The sequence below is a fragment of the Okeania sp. SIO3I5 genome, from assembly GCF_010672085.1.
GTDB lineage: Bacteria > Cyanobacteriota > Cyanobacteriia > Cyanobacteriales > Microcoleaceae > Trichodesmium.
Map to the genome: position 1 here is coordinate 1 of NZ_JAAHHT010000234.1, position 6,725 is coordinate 6,725.

The following is a 6,725-nucleotide window of genomic DNA, read 5'->3' on the forward strand; positions in this document are numbered from 1 at the left end:
ACCGGATTCTATATCATCGAAAAATTTCAATAACTATAACGTTGCAGTTCAGGGTGAGACCCCTCATAGCGGTCAAAAGTGAGAAAACATTACCGTAGGGGTGTGGTCTCCAAACCCTTTATGAAATCAGGTTTAACACTGATATCAAACGGGAGATTGAATATTGAACTAATTATAGAATTATGAACAATTTTATATAACCGGATTCTATATCATCGAAAAATTTCAATAACTATAACGTTGCAGTTCAGGGTGAGACCCCTCATAGCGGTCAAAAGTGAGAAAACATTACCGTAGGGGTGTGGTCTCCAAACCCTTTATGAAATTAGGTTGAACACTGATATCAAACGGGAGATTGAATATTGAACTAATTATAGAATTATGAACATATTTTATATAACCGAATTCCAGATCATCCAAAAATTTCAATAACTATAACGTTGCAGTTCAGGGTGAGACCCCTCATAGCGGTCAAAAGTGAGAAAACATTACCGTAGGGGTGTGGTCTCCAAACCCTTTATGAAATTAGGTTGAACACTGATATCAAATCTGCTTAATTCGGTAGAAAAAAATGTTCCATCTTCAGTCATTGCCAAATCTTTCTATATTTCCCTACACTCCCACCCTTCCCACACTCTTTTTAGACCAATACTACCGGATTTGATATGATTACATATTTAGGGGAGATGGAAATATCGGGAGATGGGGAGATTGTTGTTAAGAAATAATTTTAAAACTTGCAACCTGACTAAAAAGATGATCGGAGATGAATTAATCAGAATTTTCAAGATTTTTACTACCTTTGTTCTTGCTCTATATCCTCTGAAGAAAGATAGGAAAATTCAATCCCTAATAAATCTAAGATTTGCAACAATTCCTCAGCATCAATTTCCATAATTTCAGCACCTTTTCTCAAACTAATTAATCTGGTTATCAAAGCTCCTAAGACAAATAAAAATTTTTCCTTTTGTTCGGGTTCAATAAAAATTGGTAAAGCAGCAGCTATATTTTTTAAATCAACAGTAAGTGTCATTTTTTTTAGGGAGTAGGGAGTAGGGAATAGGGAACAGGGAACAGTTGGAAAAATATTCGTGAGCTAGATAAAATTATTCGCGAGGTAGATAAAATTATTCGTGAGCTAGATAAAATATTCGTGAGCTAGATAAAATATTCGCGAGCTAGATAAAATTATTCGCCAGCTAGATAAAATTATTCTCCAGCTAGATAAAATTATTCGCGAGGTAGATAAAATTATTCGCCAGCTAGAAGCTCGCACTGGGTGAATCATTTTTGAATATAAAAGGTACTTTTAATAACCGGATTTGGTACAACTTCTGAATTCTAAATTCTAAATTCTAAATTCTAAATTCAAACAAATCCTGCTTGCTGAAAAATTTGTTCAACACTTATTTCTAATTCTGGTAAAACTTCATCTGTTAAACGTTCTTTTCCTCGTTTAGTTTTTGGTGGAGCATCAGGATAAAAAATAGTAATGCTTTTTGCTTTTGAATCAATAATCCAAACCCTCAAAACTCCTGCATTCAAATAATCTGTTGCTTTTTCACTTAAATCCCCAAAAGATTGACCAGAAGATATAATTTCAATGGCTAATTCAGGAGGAAACGGACACAGTTCATCTTCAAATCTTTCTGGGGGTAATTTATCATAAGAAATATATAACAAATCGGGCACGGGAACCCAATCTTTGCCATTTTTTTGTAGAATAACTCCCCATTCTATTCCTACTTCTCCTTTTGATTTACTCCAGTTAGTAAGAAGTAGAAAAAGAGTACCTGTTAAGCGAGAATGAAATCTTTTAGGAGACATTTTAGGTTGTACTTTTCCCTCAATTAATTCATAAGTAATATCCTCTTCTGGAAGAGTTAAAAATTGTTCTAAACTTAGTTGTGTTTCTAATGTCATGGTTATACGTTAATAGAGGTTTTAACGTTCATTTTGATTAATCCCCCCAAACCCCCCTTTGAAAGGGGGGCTTAGAATTTAGGATTACGCTATAAGTTTATTAAAATGGTCTAGTGGCGATCGCTACATATCGCTTCTTATGCACAAAGAAAAGTTTTGGTAAAAAAAACTTTCTCTCAAGAGTTTAATCCCCCCAACCCCCCTTTGAAAGGGGGGCTTAGAATTTAGGATTATCCTATAAGTTTATTAAAATCGTCTAGTGGCGATCGCTACATATTGCTTCTTATGCACAAAGAAAAATTTTGGTAAAAAAAACTTCCTCAAAATCAAAGGAAGTTTCTCTTAATTCTATTTCAGGTGAAGCACTATAATCCAGTCCCCCCCTTTCAAAGGGGGGTTAGGGGGGATTCCGCTTCGGGTGAAGCGCTAGAGGCTCAAGGTTTCCCAAAACCCCTGAGCATCTGCATTACTGTTTCCATTAATTCCGCTTCGGGTGAAGCGCTAAAGTGATGTGTTCCTGACAGGCATCAAAGACCACATGATGTTTCCATTAATTCCGCTTCGGGTGAAGCGCTAGAGTATCAGCAAGGTGTAAAAACCTTTGTTGCTATAGATGGTGTTTCCATTAATTCCGCTTCGGGTGAAGCGCTAGAGCCCCGTTCTTTAGCTGGTCTCCGTAATCCTAGCTTCACGTTTCCATTAATTCCGCTTCGGGTGAAGCGCTAGAGAATGAAAAAACTTAAATTTTTGCCACTATTTCTAGCGTTTCCATTAATTCCGCTTCGGGTGAAGCGCTAGAGTAACGAAAAAAAATGTCCAAGATTTTCAAATCCCAAATCGTTTCCATTAATTCCGCTTCGGGTGAAGCGCTAGAGCTTCGTTGGGCTAACAATGGAGACGGCAACGGGTGTTTCCATTAATTCCGCTTCGGGTGAAGCGCTAGAGGGTGAAAGAAATTTTGGTTACCACGTTGATAACCTCGTTTCCATTAATTCCGCTTCGGGTGAAGCGCTAGAGTGAAGAGAATAAAATTGGAATAGTAGTTTATCTTGAAAAAGGTTTCCATTAATTCCGCTTCGGGTGAAGCGCTAGAGTCAACTGATGAACAAAGTGATGACTTCCTCGAGGTAATCGTTTCCATTAATTCCGCTTCGGGTGAAGCGCTAGAGAGTTCGGTTTCAGAACCACGACAAACCAAGGCTTTCAGACCCCCAAAAATACCTACCCCTTTGATTAAAAAGTCAAATTGGCAATTTTTGGCAAAATGACGACCCTCAAACCCTCTCCTAGCATGGCATCGACGCAGTTAAACGAAAGCATCAGGGTTTCAGCGATTCTGCGAGGTGCGTATGTGGGGTACCATGCAAAGATGAAAAACCACCTTTTAAGCACTCCTTAAAAACAAAAAATGACAAAAAAGGCACTGCTATTCATTTATCAAGGTTCTTAATACCAATCTCCTCACTTTCTATACTAACTTTAACCATACAAATTGTCAACCCACTTCTTAAAGCCAGAAGTCAGAAGTAAGAAGTAAGAAGTCAGTAATTAGAAGTTATACTAAATCGGGCGATCGCAAAGGTACTCTTTCAAAATTCACACTCCCCATCACTCCATCACTCCATCACTCCTGCTACCGACTAACCGCCAATACCCAATTTACCAGCTAAACCTGGAGTAAGAGGAAACAAAGTAGCGATCGCTAAAAATAAAGCTAACAAACACAAAGCAGCACGAGCATCATCTGGTTCAGTTAATTCATTCAAACAAGGGCGTTCTAAATTTCGCTGTAATACCAAAATAATAACCGCCCAATACAACGCTAAAGGATTAACCAAAGAAGCGATCGCCAAGACTATAAAAGTAAAAAGTGTTGCTCTACCTGCAACTCTCCGACCATAAACTGCTTGAACAATTCTACCTCCATCCAACTGACCTGCTGGCATCAGATTAATTGCCGTAATCACCAAACCCAACCAACCTATAATTGCCAGTGGGTGAACATCTACAATATTTTGATGTACTGCCGGACCTAAGATTGCTCGCGCTAAAGTTCCCACCAAAACAGAAGCTTTGAAAAATTCTGATGGCATTTGAAACAGACTACCTTCCTGGGAAAGTAACAAACCTCCTAATAACATTGCCAAAGAAATTATTCCACCAGCAGCAGGTCCGGCAAAAGCAACATCAAACAGAACTTTTCGACTAGGGATGAGTGACTCGAAACGGTTAACGGAACCAAAACTACCAATTTGCCAAGCAGGGAGAAAGAACGGCCAACTAAAGCGAACATTGTGACGTTTTGCCAGGACTTGGTGAGCAATTTCGTGACCGCCCAAAACTATCCACAGACCAATGACAACGGGTAATGCTTCTTGATATCTCATGGGTTGGTTGAAAAAGTCGAACCCTAACAATAACCCACCCGCTTCAAAACTGGTGGCAATAGTCATAATTAATAGAATAACTGCCAGAATTTTTTGGGATGTAGTGGCAGATTTAGGGTCATTTTTGCTTGGTAAAATGATCACTACTGGTTTAGCTTCCGGACCTTCCAATAAAAATAGTCGGTAGCGATCGCCTAGTTTTTCTGTTAATGTTGCTGATAATTTACCATGAACTGTTTCTGCTTCTCCCCGTAAATTTCCCTTGAAAATAGCTCCCTCTTGATAAGGGATAGTTTCAGTTGCAAAGAAAGTATCGACACCAAAAATGTCTTTAACTTTTTGCAAATCCTCAGTTGGAATCGGAATAAATTCTACAGTTTCTGCTTTTTTCTGTTCTCCGTTTTCTGTTTTATCTAGATTTTCTAGTTGAGTTTTTTCTTCACTGGAAGACTCTTGTAAGGAATTGGTGATTGGTGAGATATCTGGTTTATTTTCTGCTTCTTGAGCTGCTATTATTCGTAATTGTTTTCCCAAATAAATGTACAATCCTGTACAAGCTATTAGCAGAAATATAATTAATACTAAATTGAGATAAATTCCCGCAGCAAATAGAGCAAAAAATAGTAGCCAAGGTGCCATTAATACTACTGATTGTAACCAGGCTAAAATGCCTGTTTTACCATAAGGTTTAGCTCTATAGTATCCCCAACCCAGAATTCCCAGAGCAATCAAAGCTACTATTATTGTGGTTGTATTTTCAGATGTGGTATACATAATTCAGTTATCAGTTATCAGTTATCAGTTATCAGTTATTAGTTAACAGTTATTAGTTATTAGTTATTAGTTAACAGTTAACAGTTATTAGTACCTCCTGTAATAGCTAGACTTTATCAACATCTTTACATAAAACTTGAAAAATAGAGAAGTTATGTATTTGCCATCGGCGCTTATGTTGTAATATTTTCATTGCTTATGTTGTACTATTTTTACTATTTTATAGTAGGGGTTGGGTCTGCCAACCCAAGCGCAAATGGGATTTGGAAGCCAAACCCCTACAGTTTTTTTTTGAATCATTTCATATTGCCATATAACTATTTTTGCCGGATTTCACAACTTAGTTTTTGACTACTATAGTTGTTTAAATACTAGATGATAGTTTCAGTTTAGTTTTGTATCTATTTACCCAATTATTTGCCTCAGTAAAATCTTTTTAGTTGATAATTTTTTCACTTCAGATTTTCCTGATAATAATTGACTGAATCATCATTTTATCTTGCTAGACGAATGATTAGAGCAACTTACTCTTGTAGTAATTTTTCTATAATTTATAGGTCTCCATGAATATCACTCCGATGCTTGGCAGATGTCTAATTAGGATTTAGTCTAAATCCGATTTCCGTTTGGGGAAAGGAGAGCAAACCCCTACTGTTTTTTTTGAATCATTTCATATTGCCATATAACTATTTTTGCCGGATTTCACAAGTTAGTTTTTGACTACTATAGTTGTTTAAATACTAGATGATAGTTTCAGTTTAGTTTTGTATCTATGTTACCGAATTATTTGCCTCAATCAAATCTTTTTACTTGATGATTTTTTCACTTCAAATGTTGCTGATCATAATTGAGTGGTTGATCATTTTCTCTTGCTAGACAAATGATTAGATAAACTTTTCCTGTAGCAATTTTTCTCTAGTTTCTAGGTCTCCATAAATATTACTCCGATACTTGGTAGATTGATAATTAGGATTTAGTCTAAATCCGATTTTTGCTTGGGTTTGGTCTCCACACCCCTACAGTTTTGTTTCTGAATCATTTCATATTGCCATATAACTATTTTTGCCGGATTTCACAACTTCACAACTTAATTTTTTACTACTATAATTGTTGAATTAGTAGATAATAGTTTCAGTTTGGTTTTGTATATATTTACCCAATTATTTACCCAAATCAAATCTTTTTAGTTGATAATTTTTTCACTTCAGATGTTGCTGATAATAATTGAGTTGTTCATCATTTTCTCTTGCTAGACAAATGATTAGATAAACTTACTCCTGTAGCAATTTTTCTCTAGTTTCTAGGTCTCTATAAATATTACTCCGATACTTGGCAGATGTCTAATTAGGATTTAGTCTAAATCCGATTTTTGCTTGGGTTTGGTCTCCACGCCCCTACAGTTTTGTTTCTGAATCATTTCATATTGCCATATAACTATTTTTGCCGGATTTCACAACTTAGTTTTTGACTACTATAGTTGTTTAAATACTAGATGATAGTTTCAGTTTAGTTTGGGATCTATTTACCCGTTTTTTTTACTAAATCAAATCTTTTTAGTTATGATTTTTTTCACTTCAGATTTTTCTGATAATAATTGAGTGATTCATCATTTTCTCTTGCTAGACAAATGATTAGATAAAC

General features: G+C 36.1%; 3 protein-coding genes and 1 CRISPR repeat array. All 3 genes read right to left on the reverse strand.

The window, feature by feature from the left end; all coding sequences use genetic code 11:
* Positions 1-796 precede the first annotated feature (796 nt).
* On the reverse strand, positions 797-1,033 hold the full coding sequence (locus tag F6K40_RS32625; protein ID WP_293142133.1) for a hypothetical protein: 237 nt from the start codon (positions 1,031-1,033) through the stop codon (positions 797-799).
* A 335-nt stretch (positions 1,034-1,368) separates the two neighbouring features.
* Positions 1,369-1,923, reverse strand: coding sequence for a Uma2 family endonuclease (locus F6K40_RS32630; protein WP_293142134.1), 555 nt, complete (start codon positions 1,921-1,923; stop codon positions 1,369-1,371).
* A 396-nt stretch (positions 1,924-2,319) separates the two neighbouring features.
* Positions 2,320-3,092: direct repeats of the CRISPR family, unit length 36 nt; unit sequence GTTTCCATTAATTCCGCTTCGGGTGAAGCGCTAGAG.
* 471 nt (positions 3,093-3,563) lie between these two features.
* Complete coding sequence (locus tag F6K40_RS32635) at positions 3,564-5,084, reverse strand: site-2 protease family protein (protein WP_293142135.1); 1,521 nt, start codon at positions 5,082-5,084, stop codon at positions 3,564-3,566.
* Positions 5,085-6,725: the final 1,641 nt, after the last annotated feature.